Source organism: Parasedimentitalea psychrophila, assembly GCF_030285785.1.
Lineage (GTDB): Bacteria > Pseudomonadota > Alphaproteobacteria > Rhodobacterales > Rhodobacteraceae > Parasedimentitalea > Parasedimentitalea psychrophila.
Genome location: NZ_CP127247.1, coordinates 944,563 through 966,216, shown reverse-complemented (window position 1 = coordinate 966,216; position 21,654 = coordinate 944,563). Strand labels below are relative to the sequence as shown.

22 protein-coding genes are annotated in these 21,654 nt (G+C 58.5%); 5 read left to right on the top strand and 17 right to left on the bottom strand.

Going from position 1 to position 21,654, the window contains the following annotated elements; translation table 11 throughout:
* Nucleotides 1–121: 121 nt before the first annotated feature.
* The 4 genes from deoD to QPJ95_RS04625 form a co-directional block, all read right to left on the bottom strand.
* Entirely contained in the window at nt 122–826 is a 705-nt protein-coding gene (deoD, locus tag QPJ95_RS04640; protein WP_270918479.1) for a purine-nucleoside phosphorylase, read from the bottom strand.
* Nucleotides 827–848: 22 nt separating this feature from the next.
* A complete protein-coding gene (locus tag QPJ95_RS04635; RefSeq protein WP_270918478.1) occupies nt 849–1,166 on the bottom strand; it encodes an H-NS histone family protein in 318 nt (105 codons plus the stop codon).
* 121 nt (nt 1,167–1,287) lie between these two features.
* Nucleotides 1,288–3,246 carry a protein meaA gene (locus QPJ95_RS04630; RefSeq protein ID WP_270918477.1) on the bottom strand — a complete coding sequence of 653 codons (1,959 nt, stop codon included), beginning with the start codon at nt 3,244–3,246 and terminating at the stop codon, nt 1,288–1,290.
* 167 nt (nt 3,247–3,413) lie between these two features.
* Nucleotides 3,414–3,749 (bottom strand): hypothetical protein, encoded by a 336-nt coding sequence (locus QPJ95_RS04625; protein ID WP_270918476.1) that lies wholly within the window; start codon nt 3,747–3,749, stop codon nt 3,414–3,416.
* Nucleotides 3,750–4,240: 491 nt separating this feature from the next.
* On the opposite strand from QPJ95_RS04625, the gene ccrA reads away from it, so the two are divergent.
* The 5 genes from ccrA (at nt 4,241) to QPJ95_RS04600 (ending at nt 8,960) form a co-directional block, all read left to right on the top strand.
* Nucleotides 4,241–5,524 (top strand): crotonyl-CoA carboxylase/reductase, encoded by a 1,284-nt coding sequence (gene ccrA / locus QPJ95_RS04620; RefSeq protein WP_270918475.1) that lies wholly within the window; start codon nt 4,241–4,243, stop codon nt 5,522–5,524.
* A 230-nt stretch (nt 5,525–5,754) separates the two neighbouring features.
* Nucleotides 5,755–5,973, top strand: coding sequence for a hypothetical protein (locus QPJ95_RS04615; RefSeq protein ID WP_270918474.1), 219 nt, complete (start codon nt 5,755–5,757; stop codon nt 5,971–5,973).
* Nucleotides 5,912–6,631 (top strand): helix-turn-helix transcriptional regulator, encoded by a 720-nt coding sequence (locus tag QPJ95_RS04610; protein ID WP_270918473.1) that lies wholly within the window; start codon nt 5,912–5,914, stop codon nt 6,629–6,631. The genes QPJ95_RS04615 and QPJ95_RS04610 overlap by 62 nt, the downstream gene beginning before the upstream one ends.
* A 91-nt stretch (nt 6,632–6,722) precedes the next feature.
* A complete protein-coding gene (locus QPJ95_RS04605; protein ID WP_270918472.1) occupies nt 6,723–7,361 on the top strand; it encodes an acyl-homoserine-lactone synthase in 639 nt (212 codons plus the stop codon).
* A gap of 63 nt (nt 7,362–7,424) precedes the next feature.
* Nucleotides 7,425–8,960 (top strand): ATP-dependent DNA helicase, encoded by a 1,536-nt coding sequence (locus QPJ95_RS04600; RefSeq protein WP_270918471.1) that lies wholly within the window; start codon nt 7,425–7,427, stop codon nt 8,958–8,960.
* 42 nt (nt 8,961–9,002) lie between these two features.
* On the opposite strand, the gene QPJ95_RS04595 is transcribed toward QPJ95_RS04600, so the two are convergent.
* From QPJ95_RS04595 to QPJ95_RS04535, 13 genes are all read right to left on the bottom strand, one after another.
* Nucleotides 9,003–9,773, bottom strand: coding sequence for a TIGR02186 family protein (locus QPJ95_RS04595; protein WP_270918470.1), 771 nt, complete (start codon nt 9,771–9,773; stop codon nt 9,003–9,005).
* 2 nt (nt 9,774–9,775) lie between these two features.
* Nucleotides 9,776–10,696: a sulfite exporter TauE/SafE family protein gene (locus tag QPJ95_RS04590; protein ID WP_270918469.1), complete on the bottom strand. Its 921-nt coding sequence runs from the start codon at nt 10,694–10,696 to the stop codon at nt 9,776–9,778.
* 325 nt (nt 10,697–11,021) lie between these two features.
* The gene (locus tag QPJ95_RS04585) at nt 11,022–11,987 is read right to left on the bottom strand and encodes an ABC transporter permease (protein ID WP_270918468.1); all 966 of its coding nucleotides are present in this window, start codon (nt 11,985–11,987) and stop codon (nt 11,022–11,024) included.
* Nucleotides 11,987–13,081 carry an ABC transporter permease gene (locus tag QPJ95_RS04580; protein ID WP_270918467.1) on the bottom strand — a complete coding sequence of 365 codons (1,095 nt, stop codon included), beginning with the start codon at nt 13,079–13,081 and terminating at the stop codon, nt 11,987–11,989. Before QPJ95_RS04580 ends, QPJ95_RS04585 begins: the two co-directional genes overlap by 1 nt.
* A 1-nt stretch (nt 13,082) precedes the next feature.
* The gene (locus QPJ95_RS04575; RefSeq protein WP_270918466.1) at nt 13,083–14,615 is read right to left on the bottom strand and encodes an ABC transporter ATP-binding protein; all 1,533 of its coding nucleotides are present in this window, start codon (nt 14,613–14,615) and stop codon (nt 13,083–13,085) included.
* Nucleotides 14,616–14,778: 163 nt separating this feature from the next.
* Complete coding sequence (locus QPJ95_RS04570) at nt 14,779–15,777, bottom strand: BMP family lipoprotein (protein ID WP_270918465.1); 999 nt, start codon at nt 15,775–15,777, stop codon at nt 14,779–14,781.
* 164 nt (nt 15,778–15,941) lie between these two features.
* Nucleotides 15,942–16,376, bottom strand: a complete 435-nt coding sequence (locus QPJ95_RS04565; RefSeq protein WP_270918464.1) for a GNAT family N-acetyltransferase — start codon at nt 16,374–16,376, stop codon at nt 15,942–15,944.
* A complete protein-coding gene (gene tsaB, locus QPJ95_RS04560) occupies nt 16,369–16,965 on the bottom strand; it encodes a tRNA (adenosine(37)-N6)-threonylcarbamoyltransferase complex dimerization subunit type 1 TsaB (RefSeq protein ID WP_270918463.1) in 597 nt (198 codons plus the stop codon). The genes QPJ95_RS04565 and tsaB overlap by 8 nt, the downstream gene beginning before the upstream one ends.
* The gene (locus QPJ95_RS04555) at nt 16,955–17,521 is read right to left on the bottom strand and encodes a NifU family protein (protein WP_270918462.1); all 567 of its coding nucleotides are present in this window, start codon (nt 17,519–17,521) and stop codon (nt 16,955–16,957) included. The genes tsaB and QPJ95_RS04555 overlap by 11 nt, the downstream gene beginning before the upstream one ends.
* Before the next feature lie 116 nt (nt 17,522–17,637).
* On the bottom strand, nt 17,638–18,093 hold the full coding sequence (locus tag QPJ95_RS04550; RefSeq protein ID WP_270918461.1) for a universal stress protein: 456 nt from the start codon (nt 18,091–18,093) through the stop codon (nt 17,638–17,640).
* A gap of 21 nt (nt 18,094–18,114) precedes the next feature.
* On the bottom strand, nt 18,115–19,185 hold the full coding sequence (locus QPJ95_RS04545) for an AbrB family transcriptional regulator (RefSeq protein ID WP_270918460.1): 1,071 nt from the start codon (nt 19,183–19,185) through the stop codon (nt 18,115–18,117).
* A complete protein-coding gene (locus QPJ95_RS04540; protein WP_270918459.1) occupies nt 19,178–20,041 on the bottom strand; it encodes a branched-chain amino acid aminotransferase in 864 nt (287 codons plus the stop codon). Before QPJ95_RS04540 ends, QPJ95_RS04545 begins: the two co-directional genes overlap by 8 nt.
* Before the next feature lie 186 nt (nt 20,042–20,227).
* A complete protein-coding gene (locus tag QPJ95_RS04535) occupies nt 20,228–21,355 on the bottom strand; it encodes an ATP-grasp domain-containing protein (RefSeq protein WP_270918458.1) in 1,128 nt (375 codons plus the stop codon).
* Nucleotides 21,356–21,654: the final 299 nt, after the last annotated feature.

Here is a 21,654-nt window from a genome sequence, read left to right as displayed (position 1 = left end):
TTTGCGGGCCGCTGATCTCATCGCTGACAAAAAAGCCCGTGCCGGAGGGGTCTCCGGCACGGGCTAAGGGTCTGTCTGCTGCGACGTGCTGACCCAATGGGAAAACATGCGCAGCGAAGGGTTAGGAAAAGGCAGCCGCGAGGGCAATTTCCACCATGTCGCCAAAGCTCCGCTCGCGTTGGTCAGATGGCAGCGACTCGCCGGTTATCAGGTGGTCCGAAACCGTGAGTACTGCCAAAGCCCGGCGTCCATGTCGGGCCGCCAGATTATACAGCTCGGCGGCTTCCATCTCGACGCCCAGGATGCCGTGGCGTACCATCTGTTCATTCAGATCAGGGCGTTCGTCGTAGAACACATCCGATGAGTAGATCCCGCCAACATGGGTTGTCGTGCCTTTGGCCTCGGCGGCTTGCACCGCTGCGCGCAGCAGGCTCCAGTCGGCACAGGGCGCAAAGTTGAGCTCCTTGAAAATGCCGCGCGATGGGGTGCTGAGACTGCTGGCAGTCATTGCCACGATAACGTCGCGCAGCTTGACCTGATCCTGCATGCCGCCACAGGATCCGATGCGGATCAATGTTTGGGCACCAAAATCGCGGATCAGCTCGTTGACGTAGATCGACAGCGAGGGCATCCCCATGCCGCTGCCCTGGATGGTGACGCGATGTCCCTTCCAGGTGCCGGTGAACCCGAGCATGCCACGGACCTCATTGACCAGGCGCACGTCCTGAAGAAATGTTTCGGCCGCCCATTTGGCGCGATAGGGATCGCCTGGCAAAAGGACGGTTTCCGCAATGTCTTCTTTTGCGGCACCAATATGAATGGTCATTAAAGCGCTCTCCGTTTCTGGATCAGATTTCCAGATCAGAGATATCAGCGCCGGATGTCAAGGCCGTGTGGATCCAATGCGGTTTGCGACCGCGGCCAGTCCAGGTTTCTTCAGGGTTTGCCGGATTTCTGTATTTAGGAGCTGCCTTTGAGCGTTTGCCGATTGAACGGCCGCCATTGGCAATTTCCTCAAGCGAAAAACCGAATTGTGCGGCGGCTTGCTCGGCTGCCTTAAGCGCCTCGAGACGTTCACGTTGTTCGGCTGACTTCAGCGCCTCATCAACATCCGTCTTGAGTTGCAGAAGATCTTTACGCGACATTTCCGCAAGGTTGAGGGTCATTTTAGTCTCCAGTTTTTAGTACCTACGCTATCCAATTAGCGCGTAACTGCTTTTGGCCCAATTGTCAGATGGTTTTAAGCATCTTTTTTGCATTTTTGGCGATTATGGCTATTGTTTAATATTAACTTTCAACTTTTTGGGGTGATGCAAGGGTTGCAATTTCGCTCATGATTGAATTCAGCTCAAAATCTTTCGGGGTATAAACGCGCGATACCCCCATTTGTCGCAGGGCCCTGGCGTCGTCATCCGGAATGATTCCCCCTACGATCACCGGAATATGCCCCAGGCCGGCGTCGCGCATCCGGTCCATTGTTTCCTGGACCAGTGGCAAATGGCTGCCCGAGAGGATCGACAGGCCAACCACATGGGCCGCCTCCTCCAGCGCTGTCGCGACCAGTTCCGCAGGGGTAAGACGGATACCGTCGTAGGTGATATCCATGCCGCAGTCGCGGGCGCGAAAGGCGATCTGTTCGGCGCCGTTCGAATGGCCATCCAACCCGGGTTTGCCGACCAGAAGTTTCAACCGACGGCCCAACCGGTCGCTGACATCATCAACTTGCTGGCGCAGGTCCTCCAACCCTTCGGTCTTGTTGGACACCGAGCCCGACACCCCGGTGGGGCCGCGGTAGGTGCCGTGGACCTGACGCATTACTTGCGCCCATTCGCCGGTGGTGACCCCGGCCTTGGCGGCGACGATAGAGGCGGGCATGATATTGTCGCCGCTGGCAGCCGCCTGCCGCAGCGCTGCGAGCGCCGCCTGAACCTGGCCAGTGTCGCGATCCCGACGCCATTCATTCAGGCGGCCCACCTGTTGCTGCTCGACCGCCGGATCCACCACCATGATACCACCGTCTTCGGTTTGCAGCGGCGAGGCTTCGCCCTCGGTCCAGCGGTTGACGCCGACAACAATGGTTTCATTGCGTTCAATCCGGCCCAGGCGTTCGGCATTTGAATCCACCAGCCGTGATTTCATGTACTCAATCGAGGCCACAGCACCGCCCATGCCGTCAAGATTGCTCAATTCGGCGCGGGCGCCGGTCTTCAGCTCTTCCACCTTGCGGTCAACTGCCGGGTTGCCCTCGAACAGATCATCAAATTCCAACAGATCGGTTTCATAGGCCAGGATTTGCTGCATCCGCATCGACCATTGCTGGTCCCAGGGCCGCGGCAGGCCGAGGGCCTCGTTCCAGGCGGGCAGCTGCACGGCGCGGGCGCGGGCCTTTTTGCTGAGGGTCACCGCCAGCATCTCAATCAGGATACGGTAGACGTTGTTCTCGGGTTGTTGTTCGGTCAGCCCCAGCGAGTTGACCTGCACGCCGTAACGGAAGCGGCGATATTTAGGGTCGGTGACGCCATAACGGGTCTCGCAGATCTCATCCCACAGATCGACAAAGGCGCGCATTTTGCACATCTCAGTGACAAAACGGATGCCGGCATTGACGAAGAACGAGATCCGACCGACCAGCGCCGGGAAATCCTCGGCGGGGACTCTTGGCCTGAGCTCATCTAAGACTGCTTGGCCGGTAGCTAAGGCAAAGGCGAGCTCTTGCTCAGGTGTCGCACCGGCCTCTTGCAGGTGGTAGGAACAGACGTTCATCGGGTTCCATTTGGGCACGTTGGTATAGCAATACTCGGCCACGTCGGCGATCATCTTGAGGCTGGGCTTGGGCGGGCAGATATAGGTGCCCCGGCTGAGGTATTCCTTGATCAGATCATTTTGCACGGTGCCCTGCAGGCTGCGGACATCGGCGCCCTGTTCTTCAGCCACGGCAATATAGAGCGACAGCAACCAGGGGGCGGTGGCGTTGATGGTCATCGAGGTGTTCATCTGAGCCAGTGGGATCTGCTCGAACAGCGCCCGCATGTCACCGAGGTGGCACACTGGTACCCCAACCTTGCCCACTTCGCCGCGGGCCAGAGTGTGATCACTGTCGTAGCCGGTCTGGGTTGGCAGATCAAACGCCACCGACAGCCCGGTCTGACCCTTGGCCAGATTGCTGCGGTACAGCGCGTTTGAGGCACTGGCGGTCGAGTGGCCGGCATAGGTGCGGATCAGCCAGGGGCGGTCTTTCTGCGTCATCGGAGCCTCGTAAGTGATGTGGTAATTTTATTTCGTCACTGGCTTGATACGGGAAATATTGTGGCGCTGTCAATTCGCTGCGTTGCGGCGAAGCTGATACGGCGCGGCAAAAAGCGCGCCGGACCAGTGGTCGGCGCGCTTGCTGCTGGTTCGATGAGCCGCGATCGTCAATTATAGGTATATGAGCCAATCTCGCAGATGTTGACACCTTTTCGGATCAGCTCGTCGCCATCATCGAAGATCGCCTTGAAATCGAATTTGCAATAGCCGGTGCCATCGTCAAAATCGATCATCACGGATTGCCCCGTGCGCAGCACATCCGGGCCCAGAATATCTTCCTCCCATGAGGTGGAACCTTTGTTTGAGCCATAGAATTCAACCAGCACATAGCCGGTGTCATTTACAATTCTGACCCGCCGGTCCAGGGCAAAAGCGGGGATCGCGGTGGTTGCGGTGACGGCCAGGGCGGCCATTGCTGTAACGAGCTGTCGTCTGGAAAACATGATATTCTTTCTTTGCAAAATGACATTTTCATTGAACGCAAGGGCGCCAATGGGCTGGGCGAGTGGGTTATATACTTGCAGAATAGTATGAAAAAAATGCGTGGGGCAACAATCTCTTGTTCCTAAGGAATGGTAATTACCTGTTTTTGAAGTGCTGGCGTGCTATTTATCAGGCGGGGTTCCCGCCCGTTCCGATGAATATGTGGTGCCGGTGACGGGTACTTTGGGGGCTGGCTGTGATCCCGGGTTTGCAGAGGCGCCGCGCTGGTGAGCGTGACCTTTCGAACGACTACGCTAACTCTATTCGGCAGCGGGTTCTGACCTTCGGCCCACGGAGGTTTCTGCGGGTGCTAAGTGAAGTTCTGCGCTTGCGGGGTTATAAAATTACCAAATATCAAGATATCCGGTTGCTTTATTGCTCGACCGTTTTTATTCCGTAGGGGGCGTCGCGATTCTGCACTGCGGCGAAAAGAGACAAAATGGAGGCTGTTATGGCTTTGGACACCAATCCTGACGTGTTGTCGTATGAGGCACCCGAAAAAGACCTGTATGAAATGGGTGAGATGCCTCCGATGGGCTATGTGCCCAAGCAGATGTATGCCTGGGCCATCCGCAGAGAGCGCCACGGTGATCCCGACAGCGCGATGTTGCAGGAAGTTGTCGATGTGCCCAGCGTGGACAGCCATGATGTGCTGGTTCTGGTGATGGCCGCCGGCATCAATTACAATGGTGTATGGGCCGCCCTGGGGACGCCGATCAGCCCCTTTGATGGCCATAAGCAGCCCTATCACATTGCCGGTTCCGACGCCGCAGGCATTGTTTGGGCCATTGGTGACAAGGTCAAAAAGTGGAAGGTCGGCGACGAGGTCGTTATCCACTGCAATCAGGATGATGGTGAAGACGAAGAATGTAACGGTGGCGATCCGATGTTTTCCACCAGCCAGCGCATCTGGGGATATGAAACCCCGGATGGATCGTTTGGCCAGTTCACCCGGGTGCAGTCGCAACAGTTGATGCAACGTCCCAAGCACCTGACCTGGGAGGAAAGTGCCTGTTACACGCTGACGCTGGCAACCGCCTATCGGATGCTGTTCGGCCACCACCCGCACGAGTTGAAGCCGGGGCAGAACGTGCTGGTCTGGGGCGCCTCGGGGGGGCTGGGGTCTTATGCCATCCAGTTGATCAATACTGCCGGGGCCAATGCCATTGGGGTGATCTCGGATGAAGGTAAACGCGAATTTGTCATGGGGCTGGGGGCCAAGGGGGTTCTGAACCGCAAGGATTTTAACTGCTGGGGCCAGATGCCAACGGTGAACACGCCCGAATATGCCACCTGGTTCAAAGAGGCGCGTAAGTTTGGCGCCGCGATCTGGCAGATCACCGGCAAGGGCAATAACGTAGACATCGTGTTCGAACACCCCGGTGAAGCGACATTCCCGGTGTCCACCTTTGTCTGTAAAAAGGGCGGCATGGTGGTGATCTGTGCGGGCACCACCGGGTTCAACCTGACCCTGGACGTGCGCTATATGTGGATGCACCAGAAACGCCTGCAGGGCAGCCACTTTGCCCATCTCAAGCAGGCGGCCTCGGCCAACAAGTTGATGCTGGAACGGCGTCTGGATCCCTGCATGTCCGAAGTGTTCGCGTGGGCTGACCTGCCACAGGCGCATATGAAAATGCTGCGGAACGAGCATAAGCCGGGCAATATGTCGGTGCTGGTGCAGGCCCCGACAACTGGTCTGCGGACCCTCGAAGACGTGCTTGAAGCCGGCTAGTTGCATCCTATCAAGGGGGGGGCTTCCCGACCGTAACCGCCTCGGGCGGTGACCCGCGAATCATTAACAATGGTTCGTGGGTTTTTCCATTTTGCGACCCCCGGCTTTGGTTTCAGGGGCTTGTAGATTTCGCCCTCGCTATTTCGGGGGAGGAAGAAATAGCGAATTTCTGGCATTGTGTTCGTATGTTAGTCACATTTAACGAGGTTTTTGTGAAAAGAGGCACTTCTATGATTCAATCGCACTGGATGCTGGACGTTCTCGTTGACCTGCGGTCATATGCTGCGGCAAATGACATGAGGACATTGGCTGACCACCTGAGCGAAACGCTTGAAGTGGCAAGGTCTGAAATGGCTTCGATTGACGAAAAAGCTGGTGCGCAAAAGAATGGCGAACAGAATCAACTTGGACAGGATCCTGAAAATACTGGAGGCCACCAGTACTCTTGAGGGTATTCAGGACGTCATTGAAAAGGTCCGGGATCTCTTTGAAATTGATCACATCGTCTATCACTGGGTGGACAGTGCCGGAGATCAATACGGCTGCGGGACGTATTCGGATGACTGGGTTCAGCGCTACCTGGATCAGGAATACTTGCGCACGGATCCCGTTATCACCGGCTGCTATCAACGGTTTCACCCGGTGGACTGGAAACGGCTGGACTGGTCCAGCAAGTCAGCGCGCATATTTCTGGCCGACGCGCAGGCGCACGGGGTTGGCAATCAGGGATACTCCATTCCGATTCGCGGCCCCAATGGCCAATTTGCATTGTTTTCCGTTAGTCATAATTGCGATGATGCGAGTTGGGAGAAATTCACCGAAAAATACAGCCGTGATCTAATATTGCTGGCGCATTATTTCAATCGCAAGGCGCTGGATTTTGAACCCAACCGAGCGCCGGAACAATCGCGTACCCTGTCGCCGCGTGAAGTGGACGTCATGACCTTGCTGGCCATGGGATACAGCCGTGCCCAAGTCGCTGAAACACTGTCGATTTCCGAGCACACACTGCGGGTCTACATCGAAAGCGCCCGGTTCAAACTTGGCGCGCTTAATACTACACATGCTATTGCACGTGCAATGAGCAGAGGGCTAATTGTCGTTTAACAATTTGTTTCCATTTATTAACAAAAAACTAATTATACGTTAACCATTTTGATCGTAGGTTTTACTGTCTTTTCACGAAATGGGGATAGCAATGCTTCGTTACATTTATGCAAACGACCTTCACAAGTTTTCCGATCTGGCACATTCAATGTTCGTAGACCGGGCCGACCAGTTCAAAACCCGGTTGGGGTGGGACGTCACCCTTAATTCTTCCGGCGAAGAGCGCGATGAATATGACGCGCTGAACCCGCTCTATGTCATCTGGGAGCAAGCCGATGGCAGCCATGGCGGCTCGATGCGGTTTCTGCCCACAACCGGGCGGGTGATGGTGAATGACATCTTTGGCCATCTGACCGGCGGGGTGCCGATCTACAGTCCTTTCATCTGGGAATGCACCCGGTTCTGCCTGTCGCGCGATGCCAGCAGCAAGGTGGCCGGTGCCCTGATGCTGGGGGGCGGTGAAATTATGCGCAATTTCCATATTGATCACTTTGTTGGGGTGTTTGACCGACGGATGATCCGTATCTACCGCGCCATCGGCTCCTCGCCCGAGGTGCTGGGCAGTGAGGGTGAGGGCCGCGATCAGATCAATGTCGGCCTGTGGGAGTTCACCCCAGACAGCTATGATATGGTGGCTCAGAAATCTGGTATTGCACCGGAAATGTCACGCATGTGGTTCGACCGGTCATTTGGCGGAGCCAACGATCAGCCAATGGCAATGAGCGCTTGAAAACACTTTGGAAACGCAGGGCGGGCTCTGGTGAAGCCAGCCCTGCGCCTATAGGGTCAGGGGATGACAGTACCTCCCATCCAGTTCTCTGAAGACCAAGCCGCTGCCTTTGACAGGGTCACTGAAATGCTGCGCCAGGCAGGGGTCGATCTTGATGACAGCCTGTTGCAGCAGCCAAAAGGCGAAAGCGGCGTGATGGCGCTGATGGGCAAGGCGGGGTCGGGCAAAACGCTGTTGCTGGCTGAACTGTACAAAGCGCTGGAGCAATCGGGCGTTGAGGTCGTGTCAGGCGATTACGAGAGCCGCAAAAAGGGCGATCGCCGCACCCTGGCGATTCTGGCTCCGACCAACAAGGCGGCGTCGGTTCTGCGCCTGCGCGGGGTGCCGGCCACCACCATTCACCGCATTCTGTATACGCCGATGTATGACCCCGAATATGAAAAGCTGGCCGAGTGGCTGGCTGGCAAAGGCGAGCCGCCTGAGATCGAGGGGTTGACCGAAGAGGCGCTGGCGCGGGCTGCGGCGTTTTACCAGCGCAACAAGTCCATTCCGGGCGCCATGGCGTCGGCGGGCTTGCGCGGTTCAGATTTTATCACCGGCTGGAAGCGGCGAGAAGAGCCGCTGGATATTGGCTTTGTTGACGAATCCTCAATGCTGGATGACCGCCAGTTCAATGATTTGAAAGAGATCTTTCCCAGTCTGGTGCTGTTTGGTGACCCGGCGCAGCTGGCACCGGTGAACCAATCCGGGGCGATGATATTTGACTCTGTGCCCGATGAACGCAAACTGGAATTGCACCGCGTTCACCGTCAGGATGCGGATAATCCGATTCTGGATCTGGCCCATGCGCTGGCCGATCCGCAACTGACGTTCCAGGACTTTGAGCGGATGATCGAGGAGGCCTCGAAGCGCGATGACCGGGTTGTCTGGGGGCAACGGGTTGAGGTCGATTTGATGGCGCGCTCGCCGGTTCTGGTCTGGCGCAATGCGACCCGGATCAAATTGATCAATGCCTTTCGTACGGTTCACGGTGCCCCCGAAGATGCGCTGATGGAGGGGGAGCCGCTGATTTGCGATGGCATCGAGTTGCCGATGAAACATCGTAAGAAACGATTGGATCTGGAGGCGCGCGGACTGATCAAGGGGGCGCAGGTGGTCTATCTTGGGCCGGGCCGCAAACCGGGGTTTTCACGGCTGCACGTGCTCGGGGCCGAGGATCCTCAGGTCAGTGCGGCCTCGATTGTGAAAATCGAAAAGCCGGATGAGGAAGAGCCGTTTATTCCCTTTGCGGCGCGGATGGGGGCGACCTTCCTGCATGGCGCGGCGGTGACCATCCACAAGGCGCAGGGGTCGCAATGGGGCACCACGCAGGTCTTTGCCCCAGATCTATTCGTGGCGGCGCGGATGGGCCGGGTTGAGGCGGGGCAGCCGCTGTGGAAGCGGCTGGCCTATGTGGCCATCACCCGGGCGCAAGAGCGTTTGATCTGGGTGGTCCGCAACCGATTGTCCAAACCCAGCGCACCGCTGCGGGTGGACGATTTGCGCGCCGCTCCGGCTGCTGCGTTGAAACTGGAGTCTGAGGGTCAAGAGGGTCCCTGACGGCAGATAGTCGGCCAGGGACCCGGTCATCGGTGTGCCGGATTAGTTATTGCGCAGCAGACGGAACGCAGCAGATGCGCCCCAACCGGCGGCGATGGCAATCGCCAGAGACATCAGCCCGTATAGGAACGGCTGCTCACGCGACATCACATAGAGAAACCGCTCCAGCCCCACCTTGCGCACGTCGATGGGGGTTTCATATTGCGACACCACCTTGCCGTTGCGGGTCAGAAAGATGCGGGCGGTATAGCGGCCCTCGGTCAGGTCGGCAGGCATATCGATGGCGGTTCGAAACAGGGTTTGCTGGTCGACCGCAACGGTATTTTCGCGCACCGAGTATAGCTGTTCATTTTCGCGGATCCGCACCACGGCATTGGCAAAATCCTGAGCGCCACGAATGTGCATCGCGGCCCCAACTGAGCGTATCGCCCGATTGATCGAGATACGATAGCGCAGATCCTCGATGTCGGACAAAATTTGCGACAGCGGGGCGCTGGTGGCCACGGCATAGAAGGTCGGGGCCGAATCGACCAGAACTGAATCTGTGTTGACCCAAATGCCCAGCTTGCGTTCCTTGCGCCGCACCAGCACCGGCTGGTCGGGGCCTGAAACGGTCACGATAACCTGCAGTTGCTCGGTGTCCGGGATTGGGGTTTCCCGCTTTACCGCGCCAAAGATCAGGATTTCCGAGCCGTCAAAAGTCGCGGTGATGGCAACACGGTCCTGGCTGAGACCCAGCACCACCTCTTCTTGTGCGGTGGCCTGCAGGGGCAGGGCAAACATCAACAGGGTGGCAAGCAGTAGATTGCGCATGGTCAATGTCCTCCGCCGGCGCCAAGCGAGAACAGCTCGGAGGGGGTCAGCAGCAGGTCCAGAGCCAGCTTGCCGCAGACGATCATCACCATCAGGGCCAGCAGAATGCGCAATTGTTCGGCCTTCATGTAGACGCCAATGCGGGTGCCGATCTGGGCACCGATGACGCCGCCGATCAGCAGCAGAACGGCCAGTACAATATCCACCGTATAGTTGGTGGTGGCATGCAGCATGGTGGTAAAGGCGGTCACGGTGATGATCTGGAACAGCGAGGTTCCGATCACAACCTTTGTGGGCATGCCCAAGATGTAGATCATTGCGGGCACCATGATGAAACCGCCGCCAACGCCCATAATGGCGGCAAGGATGCCAACGCAGATACCAACCAGAATAGGTGGGATGACGGAGATATACAGGCCGGATGTGCGAAACCGGACCTTGAATGGCAGCGCGTGAATCCAGTTGCGCTGGCGGCGGGCAGGGGCAGCACCTCCGGATTTCTTGGATTTCCAGATGGCGTTCAGGCTCTCGATGAACATCAGCCCGCCAACGACACCAAGGAAGACAACGTAGCAAAGTTTGACCAGAAGATCGACCTGGCCCTGCGCCTTGAGGTAATTGAAGACCAGAACACCCAAGGCCGCCCCAACCAGACCGCCGGCCTGCAGTACCAATCCCATCTTGATGTCGACTGTTTGCCTTCGAAAATGGGCCAGGACGCCTGAAAAAGAGGAGGCCACGATCTGATTCGCCTCGGTGGCGACGGCAACGGCAGGTGGTATGCCGATAAAGAACAGCAGCGGCGTCATCAAAAAGCCGCCGCCAACCCCGAACATGCCTGATAAAACCCCAACCAAGCCACCTAATCCCAGTAAGAGGAAGGCATTGACCGAGACTTCGGCGATAGGAAGATAAATTTGCATTATCTTTGTTAGACCGGGCGGATAGCCAAAATCAACCACCGATGCCGCTGCGCAGAACTTAGGGCTGCGGAGATTGGAAAACTGGACCTATTAAACGGGTACATTTCCCTGCTCGGTGGGCTCCCGCGTCCGCAGGGTGCACCGGCAAGGCCGATAAACCCTGATCAGACTTGGGCGTGGCGCCGGGCGGAGCCCGGCGCCACGCCCAACGGGAGCGGGCATCGCCCAGATGGCCGGCGACGGGCGGGAGATCCTGGCGGCAAATAAAAACAGCGCCCGACACGGGGCCGGGCGCTGTTGATGCAGGAGAGCGGGCTGTGGGCCGTCAGCGTTCTTTTACATAAGGCTCGCCGCCGGCCTTGGGGGGGATCGCCTTGCCGACAAAGCCAGCCAGGATCACCACCGTCAGGATATAGGGCAGCGCGTCCATCATCTGAACCGGGATGGTTATGCCGCCCAGCTCGATATTCTGGAACCGCAGGGCGACGGCCTGCAGGAGGCCAAACAACAGGCAGGCCCCCATGGCATGCCAGGGACGCCACTTGGCAAAGATCAGGGCAGCCAGGGCGATATAGCCACGGCCTGCGGTCATGTCTTTGACAAAACCAGCCTGTAGTGACGTCGCGAGGTAGGCGCCTGCAAGGCCACAGAGCACGCCGCAGATGCCCACCGCGGCAAAGCGCAGGCCAACCACCGAGATGCCAGCCGTATCCACCGCCTCGGGGTTTTCACCCACCGCGCGCAGGCGCAGGCCGAAACGGGTGCGATAGAGCAGCCACCAGGAGGCGGGCACGGCGGCAAAGGCCAGGTAGACCAGGATCGAGTGACCGGAGAGCAGCTCGGCGTAGATTGGCCCAATCACCGGCACCTCTGCTATGGCCTCGGCAAAGGGGAAGGTGATGGGGCCAAAGCGGCCTTCGGTCATCAACGATGGCGTGCGACCGCCCTGCTGGAACCACCTTTGTGCAATCACCACGGTAAAACCCTGCGCCAGCATGGTCACCGCCAGGCCGGAGATCAGTTGGTTGCCACGAAAGGTGATTGAGGCCAGCCCGTGCAAGCCGCTGAGCACCAGTGAAGCGGCAATCCCTGCCAGCAAACCAAGCCACACGTCGCCAGTTACTGCAGCAACCGCAGCCGAAAAGAATGCTGAGGCAAGCATCTTGCCCTCAAGGCCGATGTCGAAAATGCCTGCCCGTTCTGAGAACAGGCCGGCCAGACAGGCCAGCAGCAGCGGGGTGGCCAGACGCACTGTGCTGTCGAGAACCTGGATGAGTGTCAGGAAATCCATCAGGCTTTTCCCTTCCGAAATGCGATAAAGATTTTTTCAAGTGGCATCCGGACCATGTTGTCCAGCGCGCCAGTGAACAGAATAACCAGCGCCTGGATCACTACGATCATTTCCCGCGGGATCTTGGTCCACAGGGCCAGCTCGGCGCCGCCCTGATACAGGAAGCCAAACAGGATCGCCGCAAGGAAGACGCCAAAGGGATGAGACCGTCCCATCAGGGCCACTGCGATACCGATAAAGCCCGCACCTTCGGTGGAGTTCAGCACCAGCCGTTCGGCCTCGCCCATGACGTTGTTGGTGGCCATCATTCCCGCCAGTGCGCCGGAGAGCAGCATGGCGATCATGGTGATTTTGAACGGTGAGATACCAGCGTAGAGCGCGCCTTGCTCGGATTTGCCATAGGCGCGGATCTCATAGCCCAGTTTGGTGCGCCAAATCAGCAGCCAGACAAAGACGCAGGCGGCGAGGGCGACCAGGAAGCTGACATTGGCCGGTGCCGCCTTGGAGAATTCGATGCCCAATGGGGCCAGCAGCTCGTGCAGGGTGGGCAGGTGGACCGTATCGGAGAACCGGGCGGTGGCCGGGTCCATGGAGCCGGCAGGCCGCAGCAGGTTGACCAGCACATAGTTCAGCACCGCCGCAGCGATAAAGTTGAACATGATGGTGGTGATCACGATGTGGCTGCCGCGTCTGGCCTGCAGATAGGCCGGAATGGCCGCCCAGGCGGCACCAAAGATGGCCGCGCCAATAGCGCCGCCGGCCAGAGCCATCGACCAGTGGGGCCAGGGGATATAGAGACAGACAAGGGCCGCACCCAAGCCCCCCAGCATCGCCTGGCCTTCGCCGCCGATGTTGAACATGCGGGCGTGAAAGGCGACGGAAACCGCCAGCCCGGTGAACAGGAAGTTGGTGGCATAGTAGAGCGTATAGCCCCAGCCATAGGTCGACCCCAACGCGCCATCAACCATCAGTTTGACGGCTGCAACGGGATCTTCACCAATGGCGAGGATCACCAGCGCGGAAATAGCGGCGGCCAACAGCAGGCTGATCAGCGGGATCAGCACCACATCGGCCCATTTGGGCATCTTTTCCATCTTATGCGGCCTCCCCGGCGACACCAGCCATCAACAGGCCCAGTTCTTTTTCGTCAGTTTCATGCGGCAGGCGTTCGCCCATGATGTGACCATCAAACATCACCGCCACACGGTCGGCCAGTGACAGGATTTCTTCCAGCTCGACCGAGATCAGAAGGATCGCCTTGCCCTGATCGCGCAGCTCGACGATTTGCTTGTGAATGAACTCAATCGCGCCAATGTCGACGCCGCGGGTGGGCTGGCCGATCAGCAGCAGCTCCGGATTGCGCTCAATCTCGCGCGCCACCACCAGTTTCTGCTGGTTGCCACCGCTGAAATTCTTGGCGGCGAGCCAGGGGTCTGGCGGGCGCACGTCGAATTTCTTCATCTTGGCTTCGGTATCGGCGAGTAGGGCGGCGTTGTTCATGAATATGCCGGATTGATAGATCGGGTCGCGATGATAGCCAAAGGCGACGTTTTCCCAGGCGTGGAAGTCCATGATCAGACCTTCGCTCTGGCGGTCTTCGGGGACATGGGCGATATGGGCGCGGCGGCGGGCCTGACCGTGCGATCCGGACCCGGAGAGCGGCAGCTCGACGCCCTGCATGCGGATCGAACCTTTGCCACTGCGCATGCCGCCCAGCACCTCGAGCAATTCCGACTGGCCGTTACCGGCAACGCCGGCGATGCCCAGGATCTCGCCTGCACGGACCTGCAGGTTGATGCCTTTGACACGTTCTACCCCGTCGTCGTCGCGAACCGACAGGTTTTCGATCTCCAGCACCGGAGCCCCCGGCTTGGCCGGAGCCTTATCCACTTTCAACAGCACCTTACGGCCCACCATCAGCTCGGCCAGATGGGCCGGGCTGGTTTCCGAGGTCTTGACCGTGGCGGTCATTTCCCCACGGCGCATGACAGAGACGGTGTCGGTGGTCTCCATGATCTCGCGCAGCTTGTGGGTGATCAGGATTATGGTTTTGCCTTCTTCGCGCAGCCGGTGAAGAATGCGGAACAGCTGGTCTGCCTCAGCCGGGGTCAATACCCCGGTGGGCTCGTCCAGAATCAGAATGTCGGCCTGACGATACAACGCCTTGAGGATTTCGACCCGCTGTTGCTTGCCAACACCGATTTCATCAATGCGGGCGTCGGGGTCGACGTTCAACTCATATTCAGCGGCCAGTTGTTTCAGAATGCGGCGGGCCTTGGCCAACGACGGTTTCAACAGCCGTCCATCCTCGGCTCCGAGGATGATATTCTCGAGCACGGTGAAGTTTTCTACCAGTTTGAAGTGCTGGAATACCATGCCGATGCCGGCGGAAATAGCGGCCTGACTGTCGGGGATCACGGTGTTCTTGCCGTTGATCCAGATCTCGCCCTTATCGGCCTTGTAGAACCCATACAGGATGCTCATCAGGGTTGATTTGCCCGCGCCGTTTTCGCCGATGATACCGTGGATGGTACCCGGGGCGACGCTGATCGAGATGTCCTTGTTGGCCTGGACCGGGCCAAAGGCTTTGGAAATGCCTCTTAATTCAATGGCTGGGGTAACGGTCATTCACCAGTTCCTGTTCCGAGGGATGTCTCTTTCTGCGCGCATGTGATGTCATTGGACAGGCCGGGGATGTCTAAGTCGGATCTGAACACATGGCTTGCAAGCGCGGCTAGGGAAAAGGGCCGCGCATAGGTGCGCGGCCCCGTAGACTTGTTTGCGACCAGGCTTAGAAGTTCAGAGCCGGGCAGCTGTCGTCGGACATGTAGTTGTGCACGGTCAGCTCACCTGATGCGATTTTGGCCGATGCGGCATCCACTGCGGTCTGCATTTCAGCGCTGACCAGGGCGGCGTTGTGCTCGTCCAATGCATAGCCGACGCCGCCATTGGCGACACCCATGTGAAAATTGCCGCTTTCAAGGTTTTCACCCTGAGTAAAGGCATCAAATACCGCATTGTCCACGCGCTTCATCATCGAGGTCAGTACCTTGCCCGGGTGCAGGTGGTTCTGGTTGCTGTCGACGCCGATTGACAGGATGCCTTCGTCGGCGGCGGTCTGCAGAACGCCAACACCGGTGCCACCGGCCGCCGCATAGACCACATCAGCGCCTTGGCTGATCTGGGCCTTGGTCAACTCGGAGCCCTTAACCGGGTCGTTCCAGGCCGCCGGAGTGGTGCCGGTCATGTTGGAAATGATCTTGGCGTCGGGGTTGGCCGCCATGACGCCCTGGGCATAGCCACAGGCGAATTTGCGGATCAGCGGGATATCCATGCCGCCAATGAAGCCAACGGTGCCGGATTCGGAGGCCAGAGCAGCCATCATGCCAACCAGATACGACCCTTCGTGCTCCTGAAAGCCGATGCCGCGTACGTTGGGCATGTCGAGCCAGTCAACATCGATAACGGCGAATTTGGTGTCTGGGTAGTCAGGTGCGACCTGGCTCAGGGCGTCAGAGAAGGCAAAGCCAGCCATCACGATGGGGTTTGAACCGGCTTCGGCGAAACGACGCAGGGCCTGCTCACGCTGGGCTTCGGACTGCAGTTCAACTTCGCGGAATGAACCGCCGGTTTCTTCAGCCCAACGCTGAGCGCCGGCAAAGGCGGCCTCGTTGAAACTTTTGTCGAATTTGCCGCCAAGGTCAAAGATGAGGGCCGGATCGGCCAGAGCAGCTCCAGCGGTCAGGGCGATCGTAGCGGCCGCTCCCATCAGGGATTTCATCAGAGTCATTTGGGTACTCCCGGTTGTTTTTGTTTGGGGCGACATTTTGTATCAGCCGCCCAGTCAGAGACGTGTCTCAAAAGGTGCAATGATTAAGGCCGTAGCCCGGCCAAGGGGTCAACCGCTTTTTGACCATTTGGTGTGATTTCGGGGTGTTGGCCTTGGGTCAACAGCTATTTGGCGGCTGAGAAGGCCTGTCGCATGACGATGGCGTCCACCGCCGGGCCGTTTGGGCGACGGTAATAACCAGAGCGATTCCCGCAAATGGAGAAGCCGCAAGTGGCATAAAGGTCGCAGGCCGCGACATTGTCGGCGGCGACCTCCAGAAACGCGGTTTCTGCGCCGCGTTGGCTGGCCAATTGCCGCCAGGATGTCATCACCGCGCGCGCCAATCCCTGCCGCTGGTGGTCCGGGTGGGTGGCGATGGTCAGCAGTTCGGCCTCGTCCACAATCACCCGCACCAGCGCGAAACAGCGCTCATCGCCGACAGCAAAGGTCAAAGGGCTGTCCAGCAACGCCGTAAATTCGGCTTCGGTCCAGGGCCGGGACTGGGTAAATGCAGCGGCATGGGTGGTGGCCATAGCCGCCGGGGACGGCGGGCTAGTCATCAAGCAGCTTCGGCGGCACATCCCGCGAGGGGGCGGCATCGGCGGCGCGCAGATACAGCGGCGCCGGGGCGGCGGTGATGGTGTCATACCGCTGCGCGGTGCAGCGGGCGATGGCCTCGGCCATTCCTGCCGGGGTTGCCTCGGGCGCAAAGGTTAGCCCGGCATCGCGGGCGGCCTCAGTGGCCTCGGAGGCTGACATAAGACGCGGTGCCTGATCCGGCAGTGCAGCATAGACCTGATCTCGCGGGGCAGGGATTGCGGGTAGGGCACCATCGATCTGGCGCGCCTCAAAACCGGTGACGCCGACGGCGGGTATATCAAGCCCCAGCGCCAGCCCGCGAGCGGCAGAGACGCCGATGCGGATGCCGGTGAAATTGCCCGGACCCACGCCCACACCAATGGCTGTCAAATCGCTCCAGCTGGCACCGCCCTCAGCAAGAATCTCTTGCAGCAGCAGCATCAAGCGTTCGGCCTGACCGCGGGTCATCAATTCTATGCGCTGGGCAATGATCTGGTCGCCGCGCAGCAAAGCGGCCGCGCAGTGCGCGGCCGATGTGTCAAACCCCAGTATCAGTGGCTCAGACGGCAACAGGACGGACCTCGGTCACTTCGGGGATATAATGGCGCAGCAGGTTCTCGATGCCCATTTTCAGGGTCAGAGTGGACGAGGGGCAACCCGCGCAGGCGCCCTGCATGTGCAGATAGACCACGCCGCGGTCAAAGCCGTGAAAGGTGATGTCGCCGCCATCCTGGGCCACCGCAGGGCGCACCCGGCTATCGAGCAGTTCCTTGATCTGGTTGACGATTTCAGCGTCTTCACCGCTGTGTTCGGCATGGCCAGAGGCAGGCGCTGTGCCGTCTTCGGCTATCACCGGCTGACCGGACTGGTAATGCTCCATCACCGCGCCCAGAATGGCCGGCTTGATGTGATCCCACTCGATGGCTTCCGCCTTGGTCACAGTAATAAAATCATTGCCAAAGAACACTCCGGCAACACCGCTCACGGCGAAGATACGCGTTGCCAGCGGTGACTTTTCGGCGGTGTCGGAGGAGGGGAAGTCGGCGGTGCCAACTTCGAGCACGGTCTGACCCGGAAGGAATTTCAGCGTCGCCGGGTTGGGCGTGGATTCAGTCTGAATGAACATATCGGGTCTCCGTAAAGCTGCCACCGATATGCGCCCGACAGCCAATCAAGTCAAGGATTAGAACGATTCTAATTAGGCCCCTGACGCTTTCCGGGGCGCAAATGCCGGGCTGCGGATCAGGTGATGGCTTCCAGCTTTTCCTTCGAGAGGTCGCCCGGCACCACGGTTATCGGGATCGGCAGGCTGCCCGAGGAGCGGCTGAGCTGGCTGACCAGAGGGCCGGGGCCCTTGCGGTCATTGCCGGCCCCCAGAACCAGCACGCCGATGTCAGGATTGCTTTCGATATGGGCGATAATTTCCTGCAGGGGTTCGCCTTCGCGGATCACCAGAACCGGGTCGACACCCTGACGGTCTCGCATCCATTTGGCAAACACCTCAAAATGCGCATGGATGCGTTCGCGGGCCTCCTCACGGATCATCTCGCCGACGCCGATCCAGTGATTGAACTCATCCGGGGGAATGATTGACAGGATTTCGACACCCGCACCGGTATTTGCGGCCCGCATGGCGGCAAAGCGCATGGCGTTCAGGCATTCGCGGCTGTCATCCAGCACCACAAGAAATTTGCGCATCTCGGTCCTCCACAATCTTGCTTAATCTGCCCGAGGGGGGGACCGCTGTCCATCAGTTTCCTTGTTGCCCTTGCGGTGTATGTGTGTGGCATAAAGTGTGAGTACGATCGCCAGTATCAGCAGACGGAACACATGGGCCGCCGCGACAAAGCTTGGATCCGCGCCCATTGCGGCCGCCACAATGATCATGGTTTCCAATCCGCCGGGGGCAAACCCAAGCAATACATCGATGATCGGCAGCCCGGAAAGCTGGGCGGCTGGAATAGCAAAGGCAACAGCAAGACCTGATGTCAGGACAACAATAGACAGGCCGGCCAACAGGCTGTGGCGCAGGTCCTGCCAACTCATGCCGCTAAAGCGGGTGCCAATCAGGCTTCCCATCAGCACCAGCGCCCCCTGTGCCAGCCAGTCTGGCAGGGTGCCGGTGGTGACTGAGGTCAGGTGGGTGCTGGCCGCCACCATAATCCCGGCCAGCAGGGTCGGGGCTGGCAGCTTGAGCCAGTGCAGGACGGGAGACAGGGCCAGGGCGGCAGCAATTTGTAGCAAAAGCCAGACCCAGGAAGTGGAGCCATAGCCGCGTGGCAGGCCTGCCCCAATGTCCATCCCGGCAGCCTGCGCCGCCAGCGGGACCACCAGCGTCAACACCATAAGGCGGATCGACGCCAGCACCACTGGTCGCGTCAAAGACAGCGACAGGCTGTCTGCCAGCGCAATCACCAGACTCAGATGGCCGGGAGCAGAGGCCAGAAAGGCTTCGTCGCGACCAAAGGGCAGCAGGCGTGGAATCAACCAGCGGCCAATCCACGGCGTTATCAGTGTTAGAATTGCCAGCATGAAAAAGGCAATAGGCCAGCGTATCATCGCCTGAATACTGTCCGGGCCAATCATTGATCCGATGCTCAGCCCAACCAGTAGAAAACCGGCGTTTCGCAGTGCCGGGGCAATGCCGGTCTGAAACCCGCAAAGGCCTGCAAGCGCAACCGCCACGGCTGGGCCGGCCAGCAAGGCCATAGGCATGCCGATGGCAAGCGCCACCAGAGCTCCGATTCCCCCAATAATAAGGGTCACGGCGCTCTGGCGCAGGTCAGTCATGCGATCGCGCCCAATCCCAATACATTTCACGCAGTTGTTTTGTCACGGGGCCTATTTGATACTGGCAATCGTCAAAAGCGGTGACCGGGGTGACCTTGCTCATGTTGCCAGAGGTGAACACCTCGTCCGCCGTCTCGAAATCAGCATAGCCCAGCACCGTCTCGTGTACGGTGATGCCATTGGCGCGCAGGTTGGTGATATGGCGGGCGCGGGTGATGCCGCTAAGGAAGGTGCCATTGGCGATTGGGGTAAACACCTCTCCGTCGCGTACCATAAAGATATTGGCGGTGGCGGTTTCTGCCACATTGCCAAGGGGATCCAGCACCAGCGCGTTAGAGAACCCCTTGGACTGGGCCTCGCGCAGCATGCGGGCGTTGTTGGGATACAGGCAGCCGGCCTTGGCGTTGACCACCGCGCTGTCCAGCACCGGGCGACAGAACCGGGTGCGGGTCAGGGTGGCACTGGCACTGGCGGGGGCCATCGGAATTTGCTCCAGACACAGCGCAAATCCGGTGGCGTTGGGCGAGGGAACGATGGCGGTGACATCGCCGTCGATACCCCAGTACATCGGCCGGATATAGACTGCGGCACCAGTGTCATATGACGCCAGACCTTCGTGCGCGATCTCCACCATGTCGCTAACGGTAACGGTCGGAGTCAGCATCAGGGCCTCGGCCGAGCGATTGATGCGGGCGCAATGCAGGTCCAGATCAGGGGTCAGCCCATCAAAAAGACGCGCACCGTCAAACACCGAAGAGCCAAGCCAGGCCGCGTGATCAGCAGCCCGCATGATCGGCAGGTTGCCGTCGTGCCAACTGCCATTGAAATAAGTGCGGATATTGCTGCCAGTCGCCATCAGGGTGCCTCAACAAGGAAATAGGGTTGCGCAAAGCCTAGGCAGCAATGGGTCAGCCGTCCAGACCTTTTATGGGCTGCGCCTGAGGCTGCAGCGCGGCGCGAAAGGACTGGCCAGGCGGCTCAGCTCAGCCTTGGCTAGGGAGGGGGTGTTGAAAAGGTGGCTTTATCCGGTGATGACGGGATTTCACTCGGCCTCATTTACAACCCATTGGTATTTGTCGACGCTTTGTAAGCCTTTGAGGCACTGACCGTTGCGCCGACGATTGCGAATTTCCAGCATAATTCTTGCCGCCTCGCCGAGCATTGGCGGGATGACATCGCGTTTCACCACGTCGCTAAAGCTCAAGCCAGGGCTTTTCTGCACCTCCAGTAGCCAGGGATTTAGGTCTTGATCGAGCATCAGATCGGCGCCAAACACCGCAAAACAATCCCCTTGTTTTGGATATCTTAGTTTCAGTCTTTCGCGCGACGCCAAGGACACCGTATGAAGTATTCGCCGGATTTGCGGAATTAATTTAGCCTGAAGGAAGTCTGCATCGGTAATTCCAAGCTGTTGGGATAAATAGCGCCCCAGGTCCTCGAATTTCCATTTCAAAACCACGCTCGGATCATAGCCGGGGTGGTTTTTTTGCTGATAAACATTGGTCACATGCACCAGTTGATTGTCAAAATCGTCAAGTTTGTAGGGCAGGCTGTTGAGCCGCACTGTCGCCTCGGGATATAGCAACACCAGCAACGGATCGAGACTGGCAATAAGCCAGTAGACCCGAAGTTCGGATTTTCGCCCCTCCAACAGCAACGGGTTGTTTATGTACCGCTGCATGATTCCCTGATCACGCTTGGCCGTAATCGGCTGCTGTCCCAGCGCGGCATATTGCGCCCGCAATTCGTCGAACTGCCACATGATCTTGATGCCACGGCCCCTTGAATTGTTGCCGGGCTTATAGATCCATAGATTGTCAGCTGTGTCGATCTCGGGCAGCTGGCTGAAAAACATTTGCCGCTCGGCGGGGTCATACAGTCGATAACTCTCCCGGTAAAATTGCGACATCTCCAGTGAGTTTTTGGTTCGCTGCTGATCGTGTTGGGCCAGTGTTTCTGTCAAATACCCCTTGTTGATGATCGCCGACTCATTTTGAAAGTGATTGATGAGCTGGTGGGGTCCCAATTTGCCAATTTGCCGTTTGTAATTCTTGCGAAGCCAAAGAATTGCCGCATCCCGGTGCTGGGACGTTTCTTTAAGGCCTTCGAGATGCATCGCTTTTCTGGCCGCCCTGGAGCTGCTGTCAAAATAAATGTCGTCTGAAGCCATGGGATGTCTCGGCGAAATGAGGTTTGGGGAAGCCTAGGCAGCAATGGGTCAGCCGTCCAGACCGTTATGCGTTCGGGGGGCTGTTGCGCGTACGGGCAATTTGGCATCGGCCAGGACAATGCTTGGGCGGCGCGGCAATGCGCCTCGGGGTTGCGTTCCACTTCTAAACACAACCGAAAGTTATAGTTGTGGTTCCGGGTATAAAAAATTCCTTGATTGATTGATCTCAGATGAAACCTCTTTTCCCAGCCCTGGTGGCTTTGCTCTTAACTTTTGCTTTGCCTGCAAGTGCGGTCGAA

What these genes read in the sequence shown, in the direction of transcription:
- QPJ95_RS04550 (WP_270918461.1), bottom strand. Translation starts at nt 18,093, where the DNA reads ATGCGCAAATTTCTTGTGGTGCTGGATGACAGCCGCGAATGCCTGAAC.
- QPJ95_RS04570 (WP_270918465.1), bottom strand. Translation starts at nt 15,777, where the DNA reads ATGACTCTGATGAAATCCCTGATGGGAGCGGCCGCTACGATCGCCCTG.
- QPJ95_RS04555 (WP_270918462.1), bottom strand. Translation starts at nt 17,521, where the DNA reads ATGTTCATTCAGACTGAATCCACGCCCAACCCGGCGACGCTGAAATTC.
- ccrA (WP_270918475.1), top strand. Translation starts at nt 4,241, where the DNA reads ATGGCTTTGGACACCAATCCTGACGTGTTGTCGTATGAGGCACCCGAA.
- QPJ95_RS04590 (WP_270918469.1), bottom strand. Translation starts at nt 10,696, where the DNA reads ATGCAAATTTATCTTCCTATCGCCGAAGTCTCGGTCAATGCCTTCCTC.
- QPJ95_RS04605 (WP_270918472.1), top strand. Translation starts at nt 6,723, where the DNA reads ATGCTTCGTTACATTTATGCAAACGACCTTCACAAGTTTTCCGATCTG.
- QPJ95_RS04635 (WP_270918478.1), bottom strand. Translation starts at nt 1,166, where the DNA reads ATGACCCTCAACCTTGCGGAAATGTCGCGTAAAGATCTTCTGCAACTC.
- QPJ95_RS04580 (WP_270918467.1), bottom strand. Translation starts at nt 13,081, where the DNA reads ATGGAAAAGATGCCCAAATGGGCCGATGTGGTGCTGATCCCGCTGATC.
- QPJ95_RS04565 (WP_270918464.1), bottom strand. Translation starts at nt 16,376, where the DNA reads ATGACTAGCCCGCCGTCCCCGGCGGCTATGGCCACCACCCATGCCGCT.
- QPJ95_RS04615 (WP_270918474.1), top strand. Translation starts at nt 5,755, where the DNA reads ATGATTCAATCGCACTGGATGCTGGACGTTCTCGTTGACCTGCGGTCA.
- QPJ95_RS04630 (WP_270918477.1), bottom strand. Translation starts at nt 3,246, where the DNA reads ATGACGCAGAAAGACCGCCCCTGGCTGATCCGCACCTATGCCGGCCAC.
- QPJ95_RS04595 (WP_270918470.1), bottom strand. Translation starts at nt 9,773, where the DNA reads ATGCGCAATCTACTGCTTGCCACCCTGTTGATGTTTGCCCTGCCCCTG.
- QPJ95_RS04535 (WP_270918458.1), bottom strand. Translation starts at nt 21,355, where the DNA reads ATGGCTTCAGACGACATTTATTTTGACAGCAGCTCCAGGGCGGCCAGA.
- QPJ95_RS04585 (WP_270918468.1), bottom strand. Translation starts at nt 11,987, where the DNA reads ATGGATTTCCTGACACTCATCCAGGTTCTCGACAGCACAGTGCGTCTG.
- deoD (WP_270918479.1), bottom strand. Translation starts at nt 826, where the DNA reads ATGACCATTCATATTGGTGCCGCAAAAGAAGACATTGCGGAAACCGTC.
- QPJ95_RS04625 (WP_270918476.1), bottom strand. Translation starts at nt 3,749, where the DNA reads ATGTTTTCCAGACGACAGCTCGTTACAGCAATGGCCGCCCTGGCCGTC.
- QPJ95_RS04545 (WP_270918460.1), bottom strand. Translation starts at nt 19,185, where the DNA reads ATGACTGACCTGCGCCAGAGCGCCGTGACCCTTATTATTGGGGGAATC.
- QPJ95_RS04600 (WP_270918471.1), top strand. Translation starts at nt 7,425, where the DNA reads ATGACAGTACCTCCCATCCAGTTCTCTGAAGACCAAGCCGCTGCCTTT.
- QPJ95_RS04575 (WP_270918466.1), bottom strand. Translation starts at nt 14,615, where the DNA reads ATGACCGTTACCCCAGCCATTGAATTAAGAGGCATTTCCAAAGCCTTT.
- QPJ95_RS04540 (WP_270918459.1), bottom strand. Translation starts at nt 20,041, where the DNA reads ATGGCGACTGGCAGCAATATCCGCACTTATTTCAATGGCAGTTGGCAC.
- QPJ95_RS04610 (WP_270918473.1), top strand. Translation starts at nt 5,912, where the DNA reads ATGGCGAACAGAATCAACTTGGACAGGATCCTGAAAATACTGGAGGCC.